19 protein-coding genes are annotated in these 22,952 nt (G+C 45.8%); 2 read left to right on the top strand and 17 right to left on the bottom strand.

The window, feature by feature from the left end; genetic code table 11:
- Window positions 1–19 precede the first annotated feature (19 nt).
- The 5 genes from NCY57_RS05475 to NCY57_RS05455 form a co-directional block, all read right to left on the bottom strand.
- Entirely contained in the window at window positions 20–1,009 is a 990-nt protein-coding gene (locus NCY57_RS05475) for an SH3 domain-containing protein (protein WP_059085919.1), read from the bottom strand.
- Window positions 1,010–1,024: 15 nt separating this feature from the next.
- Entirely contained in the window at window positions 1,025–2,422 is a 1,398-nt protein-coding gene (locus NCY57_RS05470) for an alginate O-acetyltransferase AlgX-related protein (protein ID WP_173739429.1), read from the bottom strand.
- A gap of 15 nt (window positions 2,423–2,437) precedes the next feature.
- Window positions 2,438–3,730 carry an MBOAT family O-acyltransferase gene (locus tag NCY57_RS05465; protein WP_330383065.1) on the bottom strand — a complete coding sequence of 431 codons (1,293 nt, stop codon included), beginning with the start codon at window positions 3,728–3,730 and terminating at the stop codon, window positions 2,438–2,440.
- A 132-nt stretch (window positions 3,731–3,862) separates the two neighbouring features.
- Window positions 3,863–4,525: a hypothetical protein gene (locus NCY57_RS05460; RefSeq protein WP_129975026.1), complete on the bottom strand. Its 663-nt coding sequence runs from the start codon at window positions 4,523–4,525 to the stop codon at window positions 3,863–3,865.
- A 16-nt stretch (window positions 4,526–4,541) separates the two neighbouring features.
- A complete protein-coding gene (locus tag NCY57_RS05455; RefSeq protein WP_158526449.1) occupies window positions 4,542–5,372 on the bottom strand; it encodes a transglutaminase domain-containing protein in 831 nt (276 codons plus the stop codon).
- Window positions 5,373–5,512: 140 nt separating this feature from the next.
- Between NCY57_RS05455 and NCY57_RS05450 the strand changes: the two genes are divergently transcribed.
- Window positions 5,513–5,674 carry a hypothetical protein gene (locus NCY57_RS05450; RefSeq protein WP_015525281.1) on the top strand — a complete coding sequence of 54 codons (162 nt, stop codon included), beginning with the start codon at window positions 5,513–5,515 and terminating at the stop codon, window positions 5,672–5,674.
- A 36-nt stretch (window positions 5,675–5,710) separates the two neighbouring features.
- Here NCY57_RS05450 and spoIVA read toward each other — a convergent pair whose 3' ends face one another.
- The 4 genes from spoIVA to NCY57_RS05430 form a co-directional block, all read right to left on the bottom strand.
- Window positions 5,711–7,180 (bottom strand): stage IV sporulation protein A, encoded by a 1,470-nt coding sequence (spoIVA, locus tag NCY57_RS05445; RefSeq protein ID WP_015525282.1) that lies wholly within the window; start codon window positions 7,178–7,180, stop codon window positions 5,711–5,713.
- Window positions 7,181–7,324: 144 nt separating this feature from the next.
- Window positions 7,325–9,022 carry a [FeFe] hydrogenase, group A gene (locus NCY57_RS05440; protein ID WP_015525283.1) on the bottom strand — a complete coding sequence of 566 codons (1,698 nt, stop codon included), beginning with the start codon at window positions 9,020–9,022 and terminating at the stop codon, window positions 7,325–7,327.
- A 15-nt stretch (window positions 9,023–9,037) separates the two neighbouring features.
- A complete protein-coding gene (locus NCY57_RS05435; RefSeq protein ID WP_021977709.1) occupies window positions 9,038–10,909 on the bottom strand; it encodes an NADH-quinone oxidoreductase subunit NuoF in 1,872 nt (623 codons plus the stop codon).
- Window positions 10,906–11,385, bottom strand: coding sequence for a complex I 24 kDa subunit family protein (locus NCY57_RS05430; RefSeq protein WP_021977710.1), 480 nt, complete (start codon window positions 11,383–11,385; stop codon window positions 10,906–10,908). The genes NCY57_RS05435 and NCY57_RS05430 overlap by 4 nt, the downstream gene beginning before the upstream one ends.
- A 399-nt stretch (window positions 11,386–11,784) precedes the next feature.
- On the opposite strand from NCY57_RS05430, the gene NCY57_RS05425 reads away from it, so the two are divergent.
- Window positions 11,785–13,293: a 4Fe-4S dicluster domain-containing protein gene (locus NCY57_RS05425; protein WP_250789540.1), complete on the top strand. Its 1,509-nt coding sequence runs from the start codon at window positions 11,785–11,787 to the stop codon at window positions 13,291–13,293.
- Window positions 13,294–13,748: 455 nt separating this feature from the next.
- Here the strand turns inward: NCY57_RS05425 and NCY57_RS05420 are convergent, their stop codons facing one another.
- From NCY57_RS05420 to acsC, 8 genes are all read right to left on the bottom strand, one after another.
- Window positions 13,749–14,510 carry a glucosaminidase domain-containing protein gene (locus NCY57_RS05420; RefSeq protein WP_330638976.1) on the bottom strand — a complete coding sequence of 254 codons (762 nt, stop codon included), beginning with the start codon at window positions 14,508–14,510 and terminating at the stop codon, window positions 13,749–13,751.
- A gap of 30 nt (window positions 14,511–14,540) precedes the next feature.
- On the bottom strand, window positions 14,541–15,392 hold the full coding sequence (locus NCY57_RS05415; RefSeq protein WP_250789539.1) for a bifunctional 5,10-methylenetetrahydrofolate dehydrogenase/5,10-methenyltetrahydrofolate cyclohydrolase: 852 nt from the start codon (window positions 15,390–15,392) through the stop codon (window positions 14,541–14,543).
- 14 nt (window positions 15,393–15,406) lie between these two features.
- Window positions 15,407–16,036 carry a cyclodeaminase/cyclohydrolase family protein gene (locus NCY57_RS05410; RefSeq protein ID WP_021977714.1) on the bottom strand — a complete coding sequence of 210 codons (630 nt, stop codon included), beginning with the start codon at window positions 16,034–16,036 and terminating at the stop codon, window positions 15,407–15,409.
- Window positions 16,037–16,135: 99 nt separating this feature from the next.
- The gene (locus NCY57_RS05405; protein ID WP_250789538.1) at window positions 16,136–17,821 is read right to left on the bottom strand and encodes a formate--tetrahydrofolate ligase; all 1,686 of its coding nucleotides are present in this window, start codon (window positions 17,819–17,821) and stop codon (window positions 16,136–16,138) included.
- A 98-nt stretch (window positions 17,822–17,919) separates the two neighbouring features.
- Complete coding sequence (locus tag NCY57_RS05400; RefSeq protein WP_022427073.1) at window positions 17,920–18,582, bottom strand: DUF3786 domain-containing protein; 663 nt, start codon at window positions 18,580–18,582, stop codon at window positions 17,920–17,922.
- Window positions 18,583–18,609: 27 nt separating this feature from the next.
- Window positions 18,610–20,550, bottom strand: coding sequence for a corrinoid activation/regeneration protein AcsV (gene acsV / locus NCY57_RS05395; protein ID WP_250789537.1), 1,941 nt, complete (start codon window positions 20,548–20,550; stop codon window positions 18,610–18,612).
- Between the two features lie 148 nt (window positions 20,551–20,698).
- Window positions 20,699–21,484 carry a carbon monoxide dehydrogenase/acetyl-CoA synthase methytransferase subunit gene (acsE, locus tag NCY57_RS05390; protein WP_015525295.1) on the bottom strand — a complete coding sequence of 262 codons (786 nt, stop codon included), beginning with the start codon at window positions 21,482–21,484 and terminating at the stop codon, window positions 20,699–20,701.
- Window positions 21,485–21,594: 110 nt separating this feature from the next.
- On the bottom strand, window positions 21,595–22,941 hold the full coding sequence (gene acsC, locus NCY57_RS05385) for an acetyl-CoA decarbonylase/synthase complex subunit gamma (RefSeq protein ID WP_015525296.1): 1,347 nt from the start codon (window positions 22,939–22,941) through the stop codon (window positions 21,595–21,597).
- Between the last annotated feature and the right edge of the window lie 11 nt (window positions 22,942–22,952).

The raw sequence follows: 22,952 nt of genomic DNA, 5'->3' as shown, positions 1-22,952 counted from the left end.
TCCTTATCGTTCATTCTAATCAATACTCTTCGTATCTCACACTTCCGTCAGAATAGGTGATCTCATAGTAGCCATGACCACTTCCGTCACAGTCATCATAGGCCTGACGGCTAACTTCGGTAGGTTCTGATGCTGCTGCCTCTGCTGCTGCCTGTGCCTCTGATGCTGCCTGTGCCTCTGCCGCTGCCTGTGCGTCTGCCGCTGCTTGTGCGTCTGCCGCTGCCTGTGCGTCCGCTGCTGCCTGCGCGTCTGCCGCTGCCTGCGCGTCTGCTGCTGCCTGTGCCTCTGATGCCGCTTTTGCCTCTGCCACTTTTTTCTCTTCAGCTGCTTTCTGCTCTGCTACCAGCTTGTCGATCTCATCTTTATTGGAAGTGAAGTATGTATGTGCCGCATATCCCTTAACACCATCTCCTTCAACCTTCAGCCATCCAGGGCATACACCGGTTACCTTGAACTCGGTTCCAAGAGATGTTACTTTCAGGGATTTTGATTTTGTATCCGCTTTTTCACGGATATTTACATTGGATTTTGCATAGGTAGTGGCAGCTTCTTCCAGCTCAGTCTCCTTCGCATCTTCCAGCGCTTCCTGAGATTTTCCTTTTTCATCCGTGTAGGAAATATAAAGGATCTCATACTCATTATAAAAAACAGGTTCTTTCCAGTCATCCGGTGTCACATTCCGGAAGGTATGCTCTGTACCATCTTTCATGGTGATCACTAGATCCTGACCTGCCGCATCCTTGGAGTCTTTCTTTTTGCTGTCATCCTCTTTTGCATCCTGAAGCTCTGCGGATTTCACCTCAAGTCCGCTCTGATTTTTTACTGTAAGCTCTCCGATCTGAAAATCCTCTGCGGTCTCTTTTTCTTCTGCGGAATCTTTATCGCCAGTTTTCTCTGCGGTTTCCTCCTTTGTCGTTGTCTCGTCTGCAAAAGCAGCTGTCGGTGCCCCCAGACACATCGCTGCGATCAATGCTGCCCCTAAAAGCACCTGTACTGTTTTTTTTCTCATTTCTTATATCCTCCTTTATAGTGTCAGTCCGCCTATTATACGGGCTGAATCTTTGTTGCCTGTAAGAATTTCGATCTGATTTCCGTCTGCTGCAAGAAGTGAACGGTCCAGATATAAGCAAAAACCGCTGCTGTCCGTTTTTCCATCTTCTGTGGAAACATCCATCGGAAATGCTTCATAAATCTTATCATGGTTCAATCTTATATAAATCCTGCTGTCTGTATCCAGATATTTTTCTTCAATACAACCTGTGATCTTTTCCAGATTTCCCTGGATCTCGCACTGAACTGCTCCGGCACCGGCAGGAACCGTATCTTCTTCCGTAACATTCACCTGACACTCCGGTCCTTCCATGATCGGCGGTGACTGTGCCATTTCCGGGAGAAAACGCTCTGCCCGTTCCACGATCACAGTATCTGCATTCTTCTCATCCACTTCACTCATCTGGTAAGGTACTCCTCTGGAAAAATACGCACTGGAATAAGCATCTGCCATAAACGGAAGCAGTGCATTACCAAAAGAATCACGGAACATGACCAGACTTCCTTCCTTCACAGGATTTACCGTTGTGATCTTCGGATCAAAATTACTTCCCACTTCTCCCACATAGGCAAATGTTGTCTGTCTGTCATAATAAACTTCCTCTTCCGGTGTCGTTGCAAGAGGATACAGCATCTCATCCAGATCTCCTGTGAAATCTGTTTTTATAGTATAGGGTTCCTTCTTATAGGAAACATGCTCCTTTTTCAGAGAAGACAGCAATGTTTCCGCCGCAACTGCAGCACCCTTGTTGTTCCAGTGTGAATCTCTTTTGTGATAAAGAACTTCTTTCTCTTCTGAAAGAGTCTCATACAGATCTCCGTAAGAAACCTGTTCCTGTCTGAGATATTTCTGAAGATTAACAAGGTTTTTGTCCGATGATACCTTCAGGCTGTCATAGTACGGCATGTTCTCTCCATAGAGTGAGTTTTTATTAGGTGCCACAGTAAAAAGAAACTGCACGCCTTTTTCATTCAATGTCTCCTGCATCATGGCCAGTGTATGTGCAATATTAAAAAGGCTTCTCTCGGAAAGAAGCTCCTCTCCAAGATAATCCTCCAGCGAATCCTTATAATAAAGCCAGTTATCGGTTCCCTGGATCACACCATCTGCAGTAGATACTCCGAAAATCTTCCCGTTCAGAAGAGAATTTGCCGTTACCAGCTCATTTCGAAACGCAAAATGTTCCTGAAAATATTCGCCTGCTTCCGGCAGCCAACGGGTATTGATCTCGTTTTCTTTTTTCAGTTCAGGAAACTCAGCCAGTCTTCGGTTTTCAGACGATGCTTCCTGCTTTGTCACCGCCATCCCCAGAGATGGCACAAGACAAGCTGCAAAAAATGCAGTAATATAAAGCACCTGCAATTTTTTCATGTTTTCTGCCTCCTCTTAAAATCGAAAATAGATGAACGGATTATAGGTTCCGCCGGCAAGGCTCAATACACAAAGCGCAAAACCAGCCAGACTTAATACATAGGTAAAGCCTTCATACCATTTATACTTTTTCAGCATGCTGTTTACCGGAACTGCTGCGACCAGTGCCGCTGCCAGCGTTACAAGATATACCGGTGTCAGCTGCTGCAGTGTAAGGCTCATTGCGGAAGCCTTCCATCCAAAATCCGTAAACATTTCTCTGATCCAGAAGCATCCCTGCTTCATAGTGTCCGCACGGAAAAACACAAAGCCAACACAAACTACCAGAAGTGCATAGACATGCTGAAAAAAGCTCTTGAGTTTTCCGCCCTTTTTCCCGATAAATGGGATATACTCTTCCAGCATCAGGAAAAAGCCATGATAAATTCCCCAGAACAGAAAATTAAAGGAGGCACCATGCCAGATACCTGTACACACAAAAACGATCATTTTATTGACCACTGTACGGAATTTCCCTCTGCGGTTTCCCCCTAACGGAATATACAGATATTCCTTAAACCATCCTGAAAGAGACATATGCCATCTTCTCCAGAATTCACGGATACTGGCAGAAATATAAGGATAATCAAAATTCTCATGGAAATGAAATCCAAACATCATTCCGAGTCCCAGCGCCATATCACTGTAGCCGCTGAAATCAAAATAGATCTGCAGCATATAGGAAACTGCGCCCAGCCAAGCACCCGGACCGGTGATTCCGGTTGCTGCCGCACCAAAGAGATTATCCGCCACAAGTCCCATTGTATTGGCGATAAGAACCTTTTTGCTCAAACCTGCAATGAAACGCCGGATTCCTTTTCCGATTTCCTCCGGCGTCTGCTTACGATTATTGATCTCCGCCTCCACATCATGATACTTGACGATAGGTCCCGCGATCAGCTGTGGGAAAAATGAGATATACAGAAGCACCTTTCCGAAATTCTTCTGAACCGAAGCATCTCCCCGATAAACATCGATCACGTAGGAAAGTGCCTGAAAAGTAAAAAACGATATTCCGATCGGCATCCGGACCTGCGGAACCGGAATTCCGGCACCGGTAACAGAATTAAATGTATCCACCAGAAATCCGGAATATTTAAAGATCACAAGAAGACCGAGATTTATCACCACAGCCAATGTCATTGTGAGCTTACGGATCTTCGGACATTCCCCTGTCAGGCGCGCTAAAATATAGTTGCCCGCCGATGAAGCAACCAGTAATATTACATAAATCGGTTCTCCGTATGCATAAAAGACCAGACTTGCCACTACAAGCAAAAAATTTTTGGCCCGCATCCCAGGTAAAAGGAGATGCAGACAAAAAGCAGCCGGAAGAAATACACACAGAAATACCATTGAACTGAAAACCATAATTATATTTATTTATCGGTCTGGCGAATCTTATTTGCTGATCACGTCCAGTACGATTTCCTTCCCTTTTTTGTCTTTGTATGTATTGACCCAGAATCTTGTGTATTCCAACAGATATTCCTGTCCGTCACCATAACAGCCATCTGTCTTTCTGGTACGAAGAGGTCTGCCAAGGGCTTTCCGCAGTGCTGCAGAACTCTTTTCTCTTACAAATGCTTTCCTTAATCTTGAAGATGTTCTGGCATCGTATACACCGGTTTTTGTATTAAAAGCATAAAATCCGGCTCTGGACTGTCCATATGCGGAATAATAAACGCCTTTTACCATCTGTGCATACCGGTTAAATCCATAGTATTTCCCGCCGATCTTTTTTACAAGGAGATAGTTCTCCCCGAAGAATGTTCCACCTTTATAAGCCTTTCCGGTGTTGGAAAAATAGTATCTGTATGTCATTTTTTTGCCGGTAGTCTTATTAGCGACAGTCACGGTTTTCCATGTATTCTTTACTTTTTTTCCCTTCACATAATAGTAGTATTGTCCGCCCTCTTTTTTGAGACCGTTTTTTACCTTGGCTGCCTTGGCTGTAGATGCTGCCTGTACAGTCTGAACCGCAATAAGTGGTTCAGCTGCCGGCATCTGGAGCATCATCAGACAAAGTACTGCTGCCAGGATCTTCTTTGTCCACTTTTTCATAATCTGCTCCTGTTCTTTAGAGAACGATATCTTCTCTTCCTTCAGTTTTATAGTATTTTTTCATGGATGAAGATTTCTGCATATAATATTTAACATCTTTTCTGGATTTGTTTCCTGCTGCATTTGCATCAAATGTATACCAGGTATTTCCAATCTTGATCTCTGTCCATCCATGTGGCTGCCATTTATTTTTATTAAATACATTACTTTTTCCCCAGCATACACGGACCGGAAGTCCTGTTGCACGTTTAGCCTGTACTGCAAAGGCTGATGCAACACCGTAGCAGTTTCCTTTTTTCATTCCCATGGTCAGATATGCAAACATCTGGCTTTTACCTTTTGTAAACTGCAAAGGTTTTCCGTCAAAGCCCTTCATTCTCATATATCCGTATTTTTTGGAACAGTTAAACAATTTCTGAAGAGCCGTTTTTTTCTGCGCAGTTGTAGTCAGACTTGCAGAAATCTTCTGGCTGCGAAGCACTGAATCTGTCATCTTGATCAGTTCTGCATTTGCTTTTTTGGATTTCCCAGTGTATTTTCCGTTGGAAGCAAACTGCATAGTTTTGTAGGTATTTCCGGATTTTACTGTATACCATCCGGTCTTTCTTGCACCATTCGAGCCTAAATAATATATCGCACCATTGATCTTTTTTAATTTGTTAGTAACTTTTTTACCTTTGATGTAGTAATAATACTGACCGCCCTCTTTTTTCCAGCCATTTTTAACAGCTGCTTTTGCGGTTGTTGTGGTTGCTGTTGTTGCCGCCTGCGCACACACTGTGCCAAATGTCAGGCAAAACAGCATTGTGATCATAAGAACAAGCTGTGCGAATCTTCTCTTTTTCATGGTTTCTTTTCCTCCTGTTTTAAAAATCTTCATACCCGGTGATAATTATAGCATTGCTCTGATTTTCTTGCAATATAATGTATAAAATACATTATCTCCTCCAATACTTAACATATCTGAAAAATAAAGGAGGTTTTTCTATGCTTCTCTTTTTTCTTGTATTCTTCGGACTCCAGATCTTTGTTCTTTTCTGCTGTGCCGCTGCAGGAAATGACGCCGCTTCCCAGGAACTATCTGACCAGGAACAGCTTCAGTTTATCGCAGAATGGAAAAAACAACATCAAAAAAAGGACGTCTGCTGAAGAACGTCCTTTTTGCTTTGCAATTCTATTCTCCATTCATATGATGATACACACCAGTCCGCCTTTGCTGTCATTTACGATCTTCTTCATAGTATCCTGAAGCTTCACCTGACTTTCTTCGCTGATCATGGCCAGCTTGTTCCGGATTCCGTCTTCCACCAGCTGCTGGATGGATTTTCCGAAAATATTGGTCTCCCAGATACTTTCCCCTCGCTCCGGGCTTTCTCTGATATACTTTATCAGGTCCTCCGCCTGCTGTTCTGTACCAACGATCGGAGCGATCTCCGTTTCGATTCCCGCCCGGATCATATGAATGGACGGACTTTTTGACCGGATCTTTACTCCGAATTTATTTCCCTGACGGATCACCTCAGGTTCCTCAATAGTGATCTCGGAAAGCTCAGGCACCACAACCCCATACCCTGTTCCTTTTACCGCTTCCAGGGCAGCCTGGACTTTTACAAATTGTTCCTTCATACAGGCAAGCTCTTTTATGGTCTGGATCAGTTCATATTCGCTTTCCATGGATATCCCGCTCATTTCACTGAGCATCTGATAATAATAAATGTCTTTTACTGCGATCCGGATACGGACTTTTCCATCGGAAAGACTGACCTGCTCAAGCAATGTATCTTCCACATATGGACTTTCCAGATATACTGATTCTCTGCTTACATCACGCACATGAGTAAGTCTGGTCATCTTTTCCCGAATCTCATTTAACAGAGCCGCCTTTACCTCATGTTCCGGAGAAAGCATCTCCACCCATCTGGGAACAAAAAGCTCTATCTCACTGACCGGGAATTCATAAAGGATCTTCTCCAGGATTCTGGTCACATCCTCTTTTCGAAGCTGTTCACAGTTGACTGCCAGAACGGATACTCCAAATTTCTCTTCCAGATGTTTTACAGTTTTTCCGGTTTCCTCACTGTAGGGAGTCTGGGAGTTTACCAGGATCAGAAAGGGTTTTCCCTGGACTTTCAGTTCTTTTATGGTCTGTTCCTCTGCCGGAATAAAATTTTCTCTGGGAATCTCCCCAAAACTTCCGTCTGTTGTGACTACAATCCCAATGGTGGAATGCTGGCTGATCACTTTTTCCGTTCCAATGCGGGCTGCATCATGGAACGGGATTGCTTTTTCCTGCCAGGGAGTTTTGACCATCCGCTCCCTGCCTTCTTCCACATTTCCGGATGCATCCTTTACCAGAAAGCCTACACAGTCAATGAGTTTTACCCGGATTTTCTGGTTTTCCCCTATGGATACTTCCACTGCTTCTTTTGGAATAAATTTGGGTTCTACGGTGGTGATCATTTTTCCGGCACCGCTTAATGGCAGTTCATCCTGAAGTTCTGCTCTTTTTCCCTCGCTGATCGATGGCAGTGCTATCAGCTCCATAAATCTCCGGATGAATGTGGATTTTCCTGTACGGACCGGTCCCACAACCCCTATGTAGATATCCCCGCCCGTCCGCGCCTGGATATCACGGTAAACCTGAAAGTTTTCCATATAAAAAAGCCTCCCTGCATATACTGGCCTGTAAGCTCCGGAAACCATCTGCAAAAGATAATTCCCGCATATCACAGTATATGCCCGGAAGGCTTCTTATATGCTGCTGTTCATCAGGAACAGCAGCCCTTTGTATTCCTCACATCAGTCTTTGATATAGAACTCATTATGAAGCAGATGATGCTCCTTGCCCTTGAGAAGTCCCTCATAAAGCTCCAGAACCAGCGGGTTCTCATCGGATTTCTTGATGATCATGGTATTGTCTGCATTGTACAGACCTCTTGCTCTGGCTGCCTTGGTCCTGTCACCGGATCTGGTCGGCTGACCACCACCCATGATACATCCACGGCGGCATGCCATAACCTCGATCAGATGATAGTTTGCCTCGCCGTTCTTTACACGTTCCATAACGGTTCTTGCATTTGCAAGGCCACTGGCTACGCATACATTGATATCCATTCCCTTGTACGGTACGGTAAATTCCTTGATTCCCTCTTCACCACGAACACCGCACTCTGCAATCTCATGCATGGCTTCCTTGCTGTGATCCGGGCTCAGTCTTCGAAGAACTGCCTCGGTAACACCACCGGTAACACCGAAGATAACGCCACCGCCGGAACCAAATCCAAACGGCATATCGCATGCTTCCGGATCCAGTGTTGCAAAATCAAGACCAAAGTTATCGATCATGCGGAGAAGCTCTGTGGTTGTGATAACGATATCGGTATCCTGCTCGCCATCGGTAAAGCTGTTGGGGCGGATTGCCTCTGCCTTCTTGGCTGTACATGGCATAATGGAAACCATAACGGTCTTCTTGCCTGCTGCATGCTCCGGATCACGGAAGTATTCCTTGATAACCGCAGACATCATTCCCTGTGGGGAACGGCAGGTAGAAATGTTCGGAACATATTCCTTATACTGATCTGTGATGAACTTCACCCATGCAGGACAGCAGGAGGTCAGAAGCGGAAGGTTCTCACCCTTCTCTACTCTGTTTAAGAACTCCTTGGTCTCTTCCATAATAGTAAGATCGGCACTGAATGTGGTATCGTATACTTCATCAAAGCCCATTCTGTGGAGTGCGTTGACGATCTTGCCCATAACGCTCCTGCCCTTTGTGAGGCCGTAGTGATCACCAACTGCTACACGGACTGCCGGCGCGATCTGGGCAACCACACGGGTATCCTTGTCCGCAAGTGCATCCCAAACCTCATCCATATGTGTACGAATGGAGATGGCTCCTGTCGGACAGTAAACACGGCACTGACCACAGTTTACACACTGTGTCTCAGCAATCTTTTTATTGAATGCAGGCATAACCATGGCCTCTGTTCCACGGAATGCGAATCCAAGAGCTCCGATTCCCTGAAGTTCCTCGCAGGCACGTACACAGTTGCCGCAGAGGATACATTTGTTCGGATCACGGATGATGGACGGTGAACTGTCATCGATCTCGTGCTGTTCTCTTGTATTTTCAAAACGGATATCCCGCACGCCAAGGCGATGTGCCAGCTCCTGCAGGATACATTCGCCGCTCTTTACACAGGTTGTACAGTCACGGCAATGTGCTGCAAGAAGCAGCTCCACGATCAGTTTACGATATTTCTTAATACGACCGGAGTTGGTATAGATAACCATTCCGTCTCTCGGCTGCTCGGAACAGGAGGCAAATGTTTTGCCTCTGTCATCCTCAACTGTACAGAGACGACAGGCACCAAAGGTGGAAACCTCTGAATGATAGCACAGTGTGGGGATATTGATACCGGCATTCCTGATGACTGTCAGGACATTTTTTTCGTCGGTAAATTCTACTTTTCTTCCGTCAATTGTCATTGTACCCATAAGATATCCTCCCTTCTATGCTTCCACATAAACCGCATCAAAGTTACAGTTATCCTTACAGGAACCGCATTTGATACATACGTCGTTGTTGATTACATGTGGATGCTTGATCTTTCCTGAAATCGCACCTGCCGGACAGTTCTTCGCACACTTGCCACAGCCGATACAGAACTCAGGATTGATATGGAATTGACGGAGCGCCGTGCAGACCTTCGCGCGGCATTTCTTATCTACGATATGCTCTACATATTCGTCACGGAAACGCTTCAGAGTACTGATGACCGGAAGCGGCGCACTCTTACCAAGACCGCACAGAGCCATACTCTGAACCATGTTTGCAAGTTCTTCCAGCTCATCCAGATCGGAAAGCTCACCTTTACCTGCAACGATCTTCTCCAGGATCTCAAGCATACGTTTGGTACCCTCACGGCAAGGAACACATTTACCGCAGCTCTCACGCTGTGTAAAGCTCATGAAGAAACGTGCAACCTCTACCATACAGGTATTCTCATCCATAACAACAAGTCCGCCGGAGCCCATGATGGCATCCAGTTTTTTAACAGAATCAAAATCAAGAGGATGATCGATCTGATCATCGATCAGACATCCGCCGGAAGGACCGCCGATCTGTACACCCTTAAATGCAGCACCACTCTTAAGGCCACCACCGATATCATAAATGATATGACGGAGGCTTGTTCCCATTGGAACCTCGATAAGACCGGTGTTCTCAATGGAACCGGTAAGTGAGAAGGTCTTGGTTCCAGGGCTTCCCTCTGTACCGATGGTGTGGAACCAGTCAGCACCCTGAAGGATGATCTTCGGTACGTTGGCATAAGTCTCTACGTTATTAAGAACCGTAGGTTTGCCCCACAGACCCTGCTCAACAGTTCTCGGAGGTTTTACTCGAGGCATGCCTCTGTTACCCTCGATGGATGCAGTCAGGGCAGAACCTTCACCACATACGAACGCTCCGGCACCACGGTTGATATGTAAGTGAAAATTAATACCGGAACCAAGGATATTATCACCAAGAAGGCCATAAGACTCTGCCTGCTCAATGGCCATTCGAAGTCTCTGTACAGAAAGAGGATACTCGGCACGTACATAAATGTAACCGTCTTCTGCGCCTACTGCATAAGCGGCGATCACCATACCCTCGATCATCTTATACGGATCACCTTCCATTACGGAACCATCCATGAAAGCTCCCGGGTCACCCTCATCACCATTACATACTACATAGCGTACTTTCTCCGGCTGGCGTGCTACCTGTGACCATTTCTTGCCAGCAGGGAAACCTGCACCACCACGGCCACGGAGACCGGATTTTGTGATCTCATCAATAACGCCCTGCGGGGTCATCTCAAAGAAAGCCTTCGCCATAGCGGAAAATCCACCTACGGAAATATATTCATCAATAGACTCTGCATCGATCTTACCACAGTTCTCAAGAACGATCCTTGTCTGCTGGTTCAGGAACGGAATATCGCTTGGATGTGGACAGGCCTCATCATTATGACGATAGAACAGACGGTCAACCGGCAGTCCGCAGATCACGGTTTTCTCTACGATCTCGCGGCAGTCATCTACCTGAACATGAACATACTGATAATCATATGGCTCAATTCTCATAAGAGGTCCAAGTTCACATAATCCCTGGCATCCGGTCTTAACGATACCTACATGAGGAACATCCTTCTGCATCTCAACCGCAACACCCTCGATACCTTCACAGAGTCTTGACATTTCTTCGTAAATCTTCTGAGCACCGGAAGCGATACATCCGGTACCGGAACAGACGAGAACACGGCAGGTATAGCCATCAAGATTCTTCTTAACCTCAGCCTGTTTGTTTTTCAGATCTTCCATACTGGTTATACTCATACGCTCTCACCTCTCAATTCATTTAAAAGCTCAACAGCCTTCTCAGGAGTCATTTTCGGGTGAACTTCATCATTTACAGTCAGTGTCGGTGCCAGTCCACATGCACCCAGACAGGAAACAGTCTCAACTGTAAAAAGCATATCATCCGTTGTATGTTTCTTATGGGTCAGTCCAAGCTCTTTCAGCATGGCTTCCTTAACAGGCATGGACTTACGTACATGACAGGCAGTACCATCACATACCTTAATAATGTACTTGCCTTTCGGTTCAAAGGAAAAATTCTCATAGAAAGTGGCTACGCTGTACGCCTTCGCTTCTTTTACACCAATCTGTTCCGCAACATAAGTAAGAAGCTCTCCCGGGAGATAACGATACTCAGCCTGGATATCCTGCATGATCGGAATCAGTGATGCAGCTTTCCGACCGTAGTGCTCGATGATCTCATCCGTTTTCTTGTAATACGTCTGGTCTAACATTCGGTTCCCTCCTTGTTTCTCATAGATTTTCCACTTGATCAGCCTGCTCCCATTACAGGTTGATACTCTAACACTTTGTCAGTGCCGCGCGTTTATGCAAACCATTATTTTGCACTATTTTTGTGCTTTTAATTATAACTTATATCGTCATTTTCCACAAGTGCTTTTTTCGGTTTTTTCAGAATATATTGAAAAGTTTACAATGGCTTACTGGTTTTGTGTCTATTTTCTCCAAAAAATGTTCAATTTTTAACAGTTATGATAATAAAGGAACAAATTTACTTTATGTTCCCGGTAAAAAACATTCCTGTTATTGATTTTATTTCTCATTTACTTTAATATGAAAGAAAAGTGCGTGGAAAACATTTTATTAATCTTATTTTGAAAAGGAGAAACTCTATGCGAAATCTCGACACACCAGTTAAACAGATCCGAAGAAAGATTTTTACAGAAATTGCGAAGATCGGATTTGAATCCACGGACGAATCCCTGATCCACGATATTGAATCCATTCCCTACAACATCGTAGAAGAACGTGCGAAATACCGTGAAAGTATCTACCGCGAAAGAGCTGTTGCAAGCGAACGTGTCCGCCTGGCCATGGGCCTTTCTCTCCGTCCGGAGAACCGCTCTGTCCATCTGACTGACGGCGTAAAAGCCAGCAACATTGATGAGAAATATTACGAGCCACCTCTTATGCAGGTGATCCCATCCGCATGTTCCGCATGCGAATCCAACAAATATGAAGTCAGCAACATGTGCCGTGGCTGTGTTGCCCATCCCTGTATGCTCACCTGCCCCAAAGGCGCCATCTCCATGGTAGACGGCAAATCCTTTATCGACCAGGATAAATGCATCCACTGCGGAAGATGCAAAGCAGTCTGTCCTTACGATGCCATCGCCCATAAAGAACGTCCATGTGAACGCGCCTGCGGTGTAAAAGCCATCGAAAGTGATGAACAGGGAAGAGCTTCCATCAACCAGGACAAATGCGTATCCTGTGGTATGTGTATGGTCAGCTGCCCATTCGGAGCCATCTCCGATAAATCCCAGATCTTCCAGCTCTCCCACGCCCTCCGTGAAGGAACTGAGATCATTGCAGAAGTTGCACCTGCTTATATCAATCAGTTCGGCGAAGACGTCACCCCAGGCAAATTCCGCTCCGCCCTTAAACAGCTGGGCTTCTCAAACATTTACGAGGTAGCACTGGGCGCAGACATCGGCTGCATCTCTGAGGCACACCACTACGCCAAAGAAGTAGCCACCGGCAACCTCCCGTTCCTCCTCACTTCCTGCTGCCCGTCCTGGTCCGTCATGGCAAAGAAATACTTCCCGGCTATGATCGACAACATCTCCCAGGAGCTGACCCCGATGGTGGCAACTGCCCGCATTGTAAAAAAAGAACACCCCAGCGCAAAAGTAGTCTTCATCGGACCATGCGCCTCCAAAAAACTGGAAGCCATGCGACATTCCGTAAGAAGTGATGTAGACTTCGTGATCACCTTCGAGGAACTCTGGGGCCTGTTCGACGCCAAAAGCATCACCCCATCCACCTGCGAAGAGCTCCCGGAAGAAACCCAGGCCGCAACCGCAGCAGGACGAGGCTACGCCATTGCAGGCGGCGTAGCCGGAGCCATCGAAAACTGTCTGAAGGAATACTATCCCGATGTACCAGTCCACATCGAACACGCAGAAAGCCTTGCCGAATGCAAAAAAGTCCTCACTCTGGCAAAAGCCGGCAAGATCAAAAACTGCATGATCGAAGGAATGGCCTGCCCCGGAGGCTGCATCGGAGGCGCCGGAACCAACGCCGGCTTCGCAAAAACCTCCAAAGCCCTCAAAAAATACGTAGACAGCTCAGAACCAAAACTCCCCTCACAGGAACTGGAAAACCTGGAGTTGAACTAACTACCTCAAAATATTCCACTATATAATTCCCCCAATATTTCAATTTGATTGAATAAAAAACGGAGATGCAACCTAGATCTTTAATCTTCAAGGTTGCATCTCCATTATTTTATCAACCAGGACAGGGCAAAGCCCGCCTCCATCCCTCATCCACATCCTATCGTTTAGCCAGACAACTTACCCCAACCAACGCACAGGCCCGGAAGGGAGTGCGGTTCTGTCTGCGGACGACTCTGCAGGAGGTGTGCTGGATCTTAGGCGGCGGGACTTCTGCGTTATTTTTCAAAAGCCAGCTGTCTGAGCGGCAAAAAGCCGCGAGTTCTGGCTTTTGGAAAATGGTTTTAGCAGAATCCCGGCGCCTTAGATCTAGCCGCCGACGAAGCCCGGCCGCGGACAGAACCGCACTCCCTTCCGGGCCGTCCCATCTGCCACTACCGTCCCGTTCGCCACCACCACTACTTCTCCACCGTCTCCGTACTCTCCGGCCAGGTATACTCCTCCCCCTTCAGCTCCGCCAGAAGACTCCTAAGCTTATATCCATAACTTCTCCCGGCGGCCCAACCACCGCCGTAAGGATTCTCCTGAATCCCAAGCCATTCCACATAAGGTGCACTCTCCCGAGTCACATACTGAAAACGGTTATCCACACAAGCCTGGTTCAGCTCCTCCGAAGAAGCATAAGCCTTCAGATGCTGCACCTGCGCCCGGATCCCCGTCCTTACATCAGGAAAAGAATTACCGGCAACACCACCACCGGTAGTTCCCAGCCCCGAAAAATTAAACTGCACCGCACTGGCATCCCCACCAAACTGAAGCCATCCGGTCTCAAGCATGGCCTGCTCAAAAACAACCTCTCCACGGACGCCCTCCGCATCCGCTTCCTCTATCACAATCGTGCAAAACGTATCAATATCCGGTGCACCACCCTCTGTCAGGACATCCGAAGGATACTCCACATTCTGCGCCTCATACTGCGCCACCATATCCTCCACATCCACTGTGGTACACCCCATGATCGTATAATATCCATAAGTATTATCTGTGGAATCATCCACAAAACTATCTGTATCACTCTCTCCGGATGACTGCGGCTTCGAAATCTGCCCTTCCATGGAATGATCCACATCCTCTGCCAAAACACCTGCAGGCGTTCCGAACACCAGAACGCCTGCAAGCACCATCATCCGTAAACAAAAACAATTTCGGAATCTGTACATATATAAATAATCAATCCTTTATTACTGCTATTACTGCGCTTTTCTCATTGCAGCTTCAACTACATGACCTACAAGAACAGAAGTTGTAACACTTCCAACTCCGCCAGGAACCGGTGTAATCGCATCAACGATCGGCTCAACTGCCGCATAATCAACATCACCGCAAAGTTTACCCTCAGCGTTTACATTGATACCAACATCGATGATTGTCTGTCCCTCTCTGACATAGTCAGCCCCAACAACACCAGCACGGCCAGCTGCAACGATAACAATATCAGCCTCTTTTGCAACGGATGGCATATCAACGGTTCTTGTGTGGCAGATGGTAACTGTCGCATTTTTCTTAACAAGCATCATTGCAGCTGGTTTACCAACTACAAGGCTTCTTCCGATCACAACAGCTTTTTTGCCTGTGCAGTCGATTCCGTAATGATCCAGGATCTCCATGCATGCCTGTGGTGTACATGGCGGGAATCCGATCTTTTTGCCTGTGAATACACCGGACATGGAAAGATCTGTCATACAGTCAACGTCTTTTTCTGCTGCAAGAGCATTCTCGATCACTGTCTGATCCAGATGTTTCGGAAGCGGACGGAACAGAAGAACGCCGTGGATCTTGTCATCTTTGTTTACTTTATCGATAGTTGCAAGAAGCTCATCCTGGGAAACGTCCTCCGGAAGAAGAATCTTCTCACATGCAACCCCAAGAGTCTCGCAACGTTTGGTTGCTCCTCTCTCATAGGAAATATCGCTTGGATTCTCACCAACACGGATAATGCAAAGTGTAGGATTTACACCTTTTGCCTGAAGCTCTGCAACGTTAGCTTTGATCTTCTCGTTAAGAGCTGCTGTTACTTCTTTACCTAATAACTGCTTTGCCATTTGTCTGGTTCCTCCTATTTCAGTCTTCCGAGAACACTGTCAAATGTCTCGTCTGCGATCTTTGTATATTTCTCAAGCATAGCGTCTGCTTTTTTGTTTAATTCCTCTGCATACGCACGATCTGCCATAGACTTTGTATTGATGTATACATTCAGGCTTGCTCCCTTAAGAGCAGCTTTGCAGAATGCAGCACCTACGCCAGCATCACTGATCGCAAGCTTGGAACCTTTTGCGCCGAACTCAACGATAAGTTCAATGGCCTCACAGCATTTCTCCATGATCTCCATCGGAACAGAGCAGGCTTCTTTCAGAGCAGCCTCCATAACGCGGGCTTTCTCTGCTTTTTCTTCCTCTGTCTCTCTTGGCATTCCGTAAGCTTTGGAAAGAGGCTCAAATACTTCTGCGTCTCTCTCGATCAGATGAAGGAAATCTTTCTGAAGCTGATCACATTTCTTTTTCAGCTCCCACATCTCGTCCTCAACATCTGCATATTTTTTCTTGCCAACAGTAAGGCTTCCAACCATGTTTCCAAGAGCTGTACCAACCGCACCTACAAGAGCAGAAGCGCCGCCGCCGCCAGGAACCGGTGCCTTGGAGCTTAATACCTCAACAAATTCAGTACATGTACTGGTAGAAAATCCCATAGGACTCTCCTCCTTATATTCTTATTTTAGCACTCTTTAGAGCCCATTGGGGGCTTTTATAAAAAGCCCCCTCCGGTAGTTTTTGATCTTATGTTCCGATTAGAAGAGGCCTGTGATCTTACCTGTCTCATCTACATCGATCTTGGTTGCTGCCGGAACTTTCGGGAGACCTGGCATAGTCATGATCTCACCTGTCAGGGCAACGATAAATCCTGCACCTGCGGAAATCTTCAGGTTACGTACTGTTACCTCAAAGTCTGTCGGTGCGCCAAGTTTTGTCTGATCATCTGTCAGACTGTACTGTGTCTTAGCTACACAGATCGGGCAGTTGCCAAATCCAAGAGCTTCCAGCTGTTTTGCCTGTTTCTGAGCATTTGCTGTAAGAACAACTTTCTTACCACCGTAAACTTTCTGTACGATGTTATTCAGTTTATCCTCGATAGATCCCTCAAGCTCATAAGCATATGTGAAGTCATTCGGCTCCTCAACAAGACGGATCACTTCCTCAGCAAGCTTCATGCCGCCTTCGCCGCCTTTTGTCCATACCTCGGAAAGTGCAACGTTAACGCCAAGCTCTTTACATTTTGCCTCAACCAGGTCAAGCTCTGCCTTGGTATCGGTCGGGAATGCATTGATAGCAACTACACATGGAAGTTTGTATACATTCTTGATATTGCTTACATGTTTCAGAAGGTTTGGAAGACCTTTCTCAAGAGCCTCAAGGTTCTCGTTGTTCAGATCTGCCTTCGGAACACCACCGTTGTATTTCAGTGCACGAACAGTAGCTACGATAACAACTGCGCTTGGATGAAGGCCTGCCATACGGCACTTGATGTCAAGGAATTTCTCAGCACCAAGGTCTGCACCGAATCCAGCCTCTGTGATAGCATAATCTGCAAGTTTCATAGCCATCTTGGTAGCTGTTACGGAGTTACATCCATGAGCGATGTTTGCGAATGGTCCACCGTGAACGATTGCCGGAACATGCTCCAGTGTCTGTACAAGGTTTGGTTTCAGGGCATCTTTCAGAAGTGCTGTCATAGCACCCTCTGCATGAAGATCACCAGCTGTTACCGGTTTCTGCTCGGAAACTTTACCATAGGTATATCCGATGATAATTCTGGAAAGTCTCTCTTTCAGGTCTTTGATGTCGCTTGCAAGACAGAGAACTGCCATGATCTCAGATGCAACTGTAATGTCGTATCCGTCTTCACGTGGCATACCGTTTGTTCTTCCGCCAAGACCATCTACTACATTACGAAGCTGACGGTCGTTCATGTCCACGCAACGTCTCCATGTGATCTTTCTCGGGTCAATGTTCAGGTCATTACCCTGGAAGATATGGTTGTCGATCATTGCTGCAAGAAGGTTGTTTGCCGCACCGATCGCATGGAAGTCACCGGTAAAGTGAAGGTTGATATCCTCCATCGGAACTACCTGTGCATAACCGCCGCCTGCTGCACCACCTTTTACACCGAATACCGGTCCGAGGGATGGCTCACGAAGAGCAACCATCACTTTTTTGCCCATTTTCTGCATTGCATCTGCAAGACCAACGGTTGTTGTTGTTTTTCCCTCTCCTGCTGGTGTTGGGTTGATAGCTGTTACGAGGATCAGCTTACCATCTTTCTTGTCACTCTCTTTTAACAGATTGTAATCAATTTTTGCTTTGTACTTTCCGTACTGCTCCAGATATTTGTCATCAATACCTGCCTTCTCTGCAATCTGTGTGATTGGAAGCATTTCGCACTCCTGTGCAATTTCGATGTCACTTTTAAATCCCATAATGTTACCTCCCTTTAGGTATTTTTACAGTTTTTAATCCCTTAAAACTGCATTTCTATAAAAACAGGTCCCATCCTGTTCTTAACTATTTTTTATTTTTAAAGACATTTCAGAAATGCCTTTAAAGACCCAATGATAACGTCTCCCATAACGGCCATATCCTCAGCCGCAAAGGAAACCGGAAAATTATCAGAAAACAAGATCTGTGAGGACGGCGGGAACTCATCATCGCCCTCCCAGAGGATCATCTGAACTACATATCCTGGAAAGATCTCCACCTGGTATGCAATATCTCCATGATCCACGGGAACCGCATGGATGTGTTCCATAATTTCCTTGAAATCCTTAAGTCTGTTTCCGTATGTGAAAGCCAGGCGTTTGATGCACCTGCCATCAAACTGACGGAGATAAACCTCTCCCCAGGGCATTTCCCTGTATGTTTTAAACCTTCCGCTTCCCTGAGATACATTCCCGTTCAGCAGAAAACGGATAGCAAGGATCTTTGCATAATGCATTTCCTCAAGAGGATAAAATCCCGCATCATCTTCCTCATGAGTTACCTGAAAATCCGGCCAGGAAATATAATAAACGCTTCCCAGGAATTTCAGAGTCAGTTCTTTCTTCTCTTCGTCATAAGGAAGTGAAAGACGTCCGGCAATTTCTGCCGGGTCTGCCTTAGCGAACTCCTCTGTATAATGCTCCCAGGGCATTCTTTCTTTGCTGTCTTTTTCATAATTCAAGTCATTTATACTAAAAGCCATGTTTTACCTCTGCTGTTTTAGTCTGCTTTATCTCTTCTGCTGTTCTTCCATAACAGACGGAAACAGATTTGTGTCCGTATGCGGAATAAAGCATGCACCTACAAACTCATCCATATAGGTAGGAACTGTAGAAAGCTCCAGGTAAGTCATATTTGAAGCCAGTTCATAGGTTTTCTTCTCTGCTGATGTGGAATGAAGCATCAGATAAGCACCCGTCAGAGAAGAGTTACCAATGTAATGGAACTTCTCAAGAGGGATATCCGGGAACATTCCGATATGTACTGCATTAGCCATATTGATCCCGCTTCCGATTCCACCGGCAACATATACGTCATCGATCATGGAAACATCGAAATCAAGAGAATTCAGCATAGTACGGATTGCAGAGAAAATAGCACCTTTGGCACGGATAAAATTATCAATATCTACTTCTGTGATCTCAACATCCTTGGCAGAACCGGCTTCCTCTTCAAACGCGATCACATAGCTTCCCATGCCATAATGATCGTGACGGATTCTTTTGCCCTCACGGACAAATTTTCCCTTCGGATTGATGATTCCTGTCATAAAAAGTTCACTGATCACATCAATGATACCGGAACCGCAAAGTCCTACCGGTTTGGTTCCAGGTTCACCTACAACCTTATATGTCGGCTCCATAGTTTCTTTATCAATGGTACATGCCTCAATAGCACCGTCTGTAGCACGCATACCGCAGCTGATATCTCCACCCTCAAAGGCAGGACCTGCGGAACATGCACAGCTCATCATAAAATCGGAATTACCGAACACAAGCTCTCCGTTAGTACCAAGGTCGATAAACAGAGAAAATTCCGGTCTGTTCCAGATCATACTTACCAGTGTACCGGCAGTGATATCTCCACCTACATAGCTTCCGATATTCGGAGCCATGATAATATGTGCATCCGGATTGATCTCAATTCCCACATCCGATGCAAACAAGGAATTTGTTTTGAAAAACGTAGGAATATACGGTTCCATACGAAGCGGATCCGCATTGATCCCTGCAAACAGATGATTCATGGTTGTATTAGAAGCAACACACATCCGGTAGATCTGTTTCTCCGGGAAATGAATACTTCTGCACATCTCATGGATCATCGGGTTAATGGTCTCTTTGATCACCGCATCCTGAAGTTTCTTCTTTCCGCCAGGTTTCTGAGATTCGATGATACGGTTGATAACATCCGCACCAAAACGGATTTGTCCGTTTCCGGAAGAACTCTTGGCCAGGATCTCTCCTGTTTCCATATTGATCAGGACTGCCGAAACGGTTGTGGTACCGATATCTACAGCAAGACCACCGATCACAACATCTTTCTTACTGTCAAAAATATCATAAACATACATGTCATTTGGTGCTGTACGAACCACGCACTTCACAGAAAATTTACTCTCACGAAGTACATCTGGAAGCTTCTTAAGCACCGCATACGGAATTCTGACACGCTTCAGGTTCATAAACTTCTGAAGTGCACGGGTCAGTCTTTCATTATCCGGCATGGTATCATCCAGTGATGGAATATCCATCTGAAGTTCCACAACATCAAGACTGTTTGTAAGTTCTATGCCAGCCATCTCAACTTCATGCTTGGCATTTTCAAAAATAGCGATTTCTTCTTTTGAGCTCAAATCAGCCACTTTCATTCGGCTCTTATATGCGGATGCAATATCCGGAACAAGAACCTCCACATCTGCACTGATCTTGCTCATACAGGCCAGACGCCAACCTGCGCCATATTCTTCATCCGAAATATGAAGAGTTTTCTTTGAGTCCAGTTCTCCGCTTTTTAACTGTACCCGACATTTTCCACAGGCTCCGTTTCCGGAACATGGTGCATCGATAGCCACATTGGCACTACGAGCAACCTCCAGTAAATTATCCCCCGCATTGGCAAATGCTTCTACCATACTGCCATTTTCAAAAGCAAAAGTCACCTTAAACATTCGGCAACCACCTTTCTCGCCTCGTAAAAGTTATTCGTCTTCCACCTGTGGCGTTGGGAGTTAGACTAAACTATATTAGTAAAAAAGAGGCTGAAGGCCGAAGCCCCCAGCCTCTGAAACAGCGCTCCTGTTTTGTTCACACGCCAAATTAGATCTCAAGGTAAGAATCTGCGTAAAGTGTGTTACCCTTGAATACGTCACAGGATTTGATTGTCTCCATAAGACGAAGGTCGTTAGGGTTAACGATCGCAGATGTAAGACCATTCATCATAGCCATAGCTACAAGAGCAGAGTCCATGATCGGACGGATATGTTTTGGCATACCGTTACTGTTGTTGGAAAGACCACCTGTGGAGTTCAGACCCATCTCGGAGAACATCTTGATTGCCTCAAGAACTTCCATCTGTTTGTCCTGCATTCCTTTTACAACAAGGAAAAGCGGATCAAACCAGAGATCCTCTGCTTCCATACCAAGGCCAAGACCTCTCTCAAGCATGTTCTGGCAGTGCATCATACGCTCGTCATTGTCTGATGCAACCATACCGGAAGAGCAAAGTGCGATACAGATCGCATCGTTAGCTGCTGCAAGGTCGATATTGGAAATTCTGTCTCCAGCATCTGCAGAGTTTACGATCGGTTTACCTTTGCTTCTGTTGTATACGGAAATACCAGCCTCAATAGCTTTCTGGTTTGTAGTATCCAGAGCAAGCGGAACATTGTCAAACTCAGACTGAAGGAGCTGTACTGCCCATTTCATAAGGTCCTCGCCATCGTTCTCAGCAGGTCCGATGTTTACGTCAAGATATGTAGCGCCTGCATCAAGCTGCTGTTTTGCTCTTTTGATGATCGGCTCAGGATCTCTCTCAGTAAATGCTTTATTTACTGCCGGTGCTGTTGTTGAAAGTCTCTCCCCAATTGTTACAAATTTTGCCATACTCGTGTTCTCCTTTACATATTAGTAGGATATGGCTGTGCAGCAAACCTACACAGCCGTTTATAACTGCCGGCGATATTGCCGGACAGCTGATTTCTTAAACCTTAAGTTTATGCATCAAGGTCTTTTAAGAATTTCACAAGCTGTACTGCTTCTCTTGGTCCTACGATGATCTCCCATCCAGGAAGCTTAGCCTCAAGATCGCCCTTAAGAACTGCTACTTTACCAGGAATAACCAGTCTTCTGCATTTAACCTTCGGCTCAACATTCTCTTTGATGTACTCGGAGATGCTGTTTCCGGAAAATTTACCTGCTGCCCAGGATGTAAGTACGGAAAGTCCGCCTGCATCATTAATCACCAGGTTAAGCGGAACACCGGAACGCTCCAGCTCGCCAGATACTACGAAATATGTAAGAGCAAAGTCTACTGTTGTTACAACGAGAGAATTCTCGTCTGCCCCGTTCAGAGGATAAATGCCCGGTTCTACCTTCATTGGCTTCTGCGGGTCTGTAAATACGTTCTGACGAAGACCGAACAGCGGAAGTGCCTCTGCATATGTCATCTGCTCCATAACGATGATAGAACCATATTTCATAGTAAACATGGAAGCAAGTGCTGCCTGTAAATGTTTGTCACCCTTCGCAAGTTTAACAAGGTTAACGATAGAAGGATAACCAAATGTTCTGTCCTGATTCTTAAGAGCTGCACGACGAACCTGTACAGTATTTGCAAAGGTCTCTTTGATGTCAGCTCCTGTTGTATCAAGTACGAGATTCTTGTTGCCAAGTTTCTCAATAGCTGCTGTAGTATCATATAACTCATTGATGTCCTTACCGGATACACCGAGAACTACGCCTGCATCTGTAGCAACCTTGCTCATTGCCTCGTAGTTGGAAGCGTTTGCTCCGTTAAGAACCGGTTTGCCGTCCTTACATACTTCAAGGGCAGCTTTTGCGATCTCAGGATCTGTACAGCCAAGGATCAGTGTTCTTCCAAGACCTTTAGCCTTCTCTACAAGTGCTGTAAATTTTGCAGCATCTGCATTCTCATCGCAGTTTACATACACAAGCTCTACATGCATTCTCTCACCGATACGATCATAGTCAACGTGTGGGATCTCTGCAAGTTTTGCTTCTACTTCTTCATCACTCATGCATGTGCAAAGTGATACGGCATATCTTGTTTTGCTTACAAATGTCTTCTCATGTCTGAAAAGAACAGTCTCTCCACCAAGTGTAAACTCTCCATCGCCTGTTCCGATCTTGATAGTTTTCATTGGCGGTGCAGTTGCCTCAGAAAGAGATGCTAATGCATCCTCTGACATATGCGGACACTGCTCAATTTTCATAGCGCCCTGTGCAACTTTCATAGAGAAAGCCATACATGTAGGGCATCCACATTCCTTACAGTTTTTCTTTGGTGTTAATTTAAAGATCTGAATACCATTCAGTGCCATAGCTCTTTATC

The organism is Blautia sp. MB18-30 (genome assembly GCF_023669475.1).
Taxonomy (GTDB): Bacteria; Bacillota; Clostridia; order Lachnospirales; family Lachnospiraceae; genus Blautia_A; species Blautia_A fusiformis.
Note: the sequence above shows the minus strand (reverse complement) of the source record. Positions and strands in the feature narration are given on the sequence as shown.

What these genes read in the sequence shown, in the direction of transcription:
- NCY57_RS05475 (WP_059085919.1), bottom strand. Translation starts at nt 1,009, where the DNA reads ATGAGAAAAAAAACAGTACAGGTGCTTTTAGGGGCAGCATTGATCGCA.
- NCY57_RS05470 (WP_173739429.1), bottom strand. Translation starts at nt 2,422, where the DNA reads ATGAAAAAATTGCAGGTGCTTTATATTACTGCATTTTTTGCAGCTTGT.
- NCY57_RS05460 (WP_129975026.1), bottom strand. Translation starts at nt 4,525, where the DNA reads ATGAAAAAGTGGACAAAGAAGATCCTGGCAGCAGTACTTTGTCTGATG.
- NCY57_RS05455 (WP_158526449.1), bottom strand. Translation starts at nt 5,372, where the DNA reads ATGAAAAAGAGAAGATTCGCACAGCTTGTTCTTATGATCACAATGCTG.
- NCY57_RS05450 (WP_015525281.1), top strand. Translation starts at nt 5,513, where the DNA reads ATGCTTCTCTTTTTTCTTGTATTCTTCGGACTCCAGATCTTTGTTCTT.
- spoIVA (WP_015525282.1), bottom strand. Translation starts at nt 7,180, where the DNA reads ATGGAAAACTTTCAGGTTTACCGTGATATCCAGGCGCGGACGGGCGGG.
- NCY57_RS05440 (WP_015525283.1), bottom strand. Translation starts at nt 9,022, where the DNA reads ATGGGTACAATGACAATTGACGGAAGAAAAGTAGAATTTACCGACGAA.
- NCY57_RS05435 (WP_021977709.1), bottom strand. Translation starts at nt 10,909, where the DNA reads ATGAGTATAACCAGTATGGAAGATCTGAAAAACAAACAGGCTGAGGTT.
- NCY57_RS05430 (WP_021977710.1), bottom strand. Translation starts at nt 11,385, where the DNA reads ATGTTAGACCAGACGTATTACAAGAAAACGGATGAGATCATCGAGCAC.
- NCY57_RS05425 (WP_250789540.1), top strand. Translation starts at nt 11,785, where the DNA reads ATGCGAAATCTCGACACACCAGTTAAACAGATCCGAAGAAAGATTTTT.
- NCY57_RS05420 (WP_330638976.1), bottom strand. Translation starts at nt 14,510, where the DNA reads ATGTACAGATTCCGAAATTGTTTTTGTTTACGGATGATGGTGCTTGCA.
- NCY57_RS05415 (WP_250789539.1), bottom strand. Translation starts at nt 15,392, where the DNA reads ATGGCAAAGCAGTTATTAGGTAAAGAAGTAACAGCAGCTCTTAACGAG.
- NCY57_RS05410 (WP_021977714.1), bottom strand. Translation starts at nt 16,036, where the DNA reads ATGGGATTTTCTACCAGTACATGTACTGAATTTGTTGAGGTATTAAGC.
- NCY57_RS05405 (WP_250789538.1), bottom strand. Translation starts at nt 17,821, where the DNA reads ATGGGATTTAAAAGTGACATCGAAATTGCACAGGAGTGCGAAATGCTT.
- NCY57_RS05400 (WP_022427073.1), bottom strand. Translation starts at nt 18,582, where the DNA reads ATGGCTTTTAGTATAAATGACTTGAATTATGAAAAAGACAGCAAAGAA.
- acsV (WP_250789537.1), bottom strand. Translation starts at nt 20,550, where the DNA reads ATGTTTAAGGTGACTTTTGCTTTTGAAAATGGCAGTATGGTAGAAGCA.
- acsE (WP_015525295.1), bottom strand. Translation starts at nt 21,484, where the DNA reads ATGGCAAAATTTGTAACAATTGGGGAGAGACTTTCAACAACAGCACCG.
- acsC (WP_015525296.1), bottom strand. Translation starts at nt 22,941, where the DNA reads ATGGCACTGAATGGTATTCAGATCTTTAAATTAACACCAAAGAAAAAC.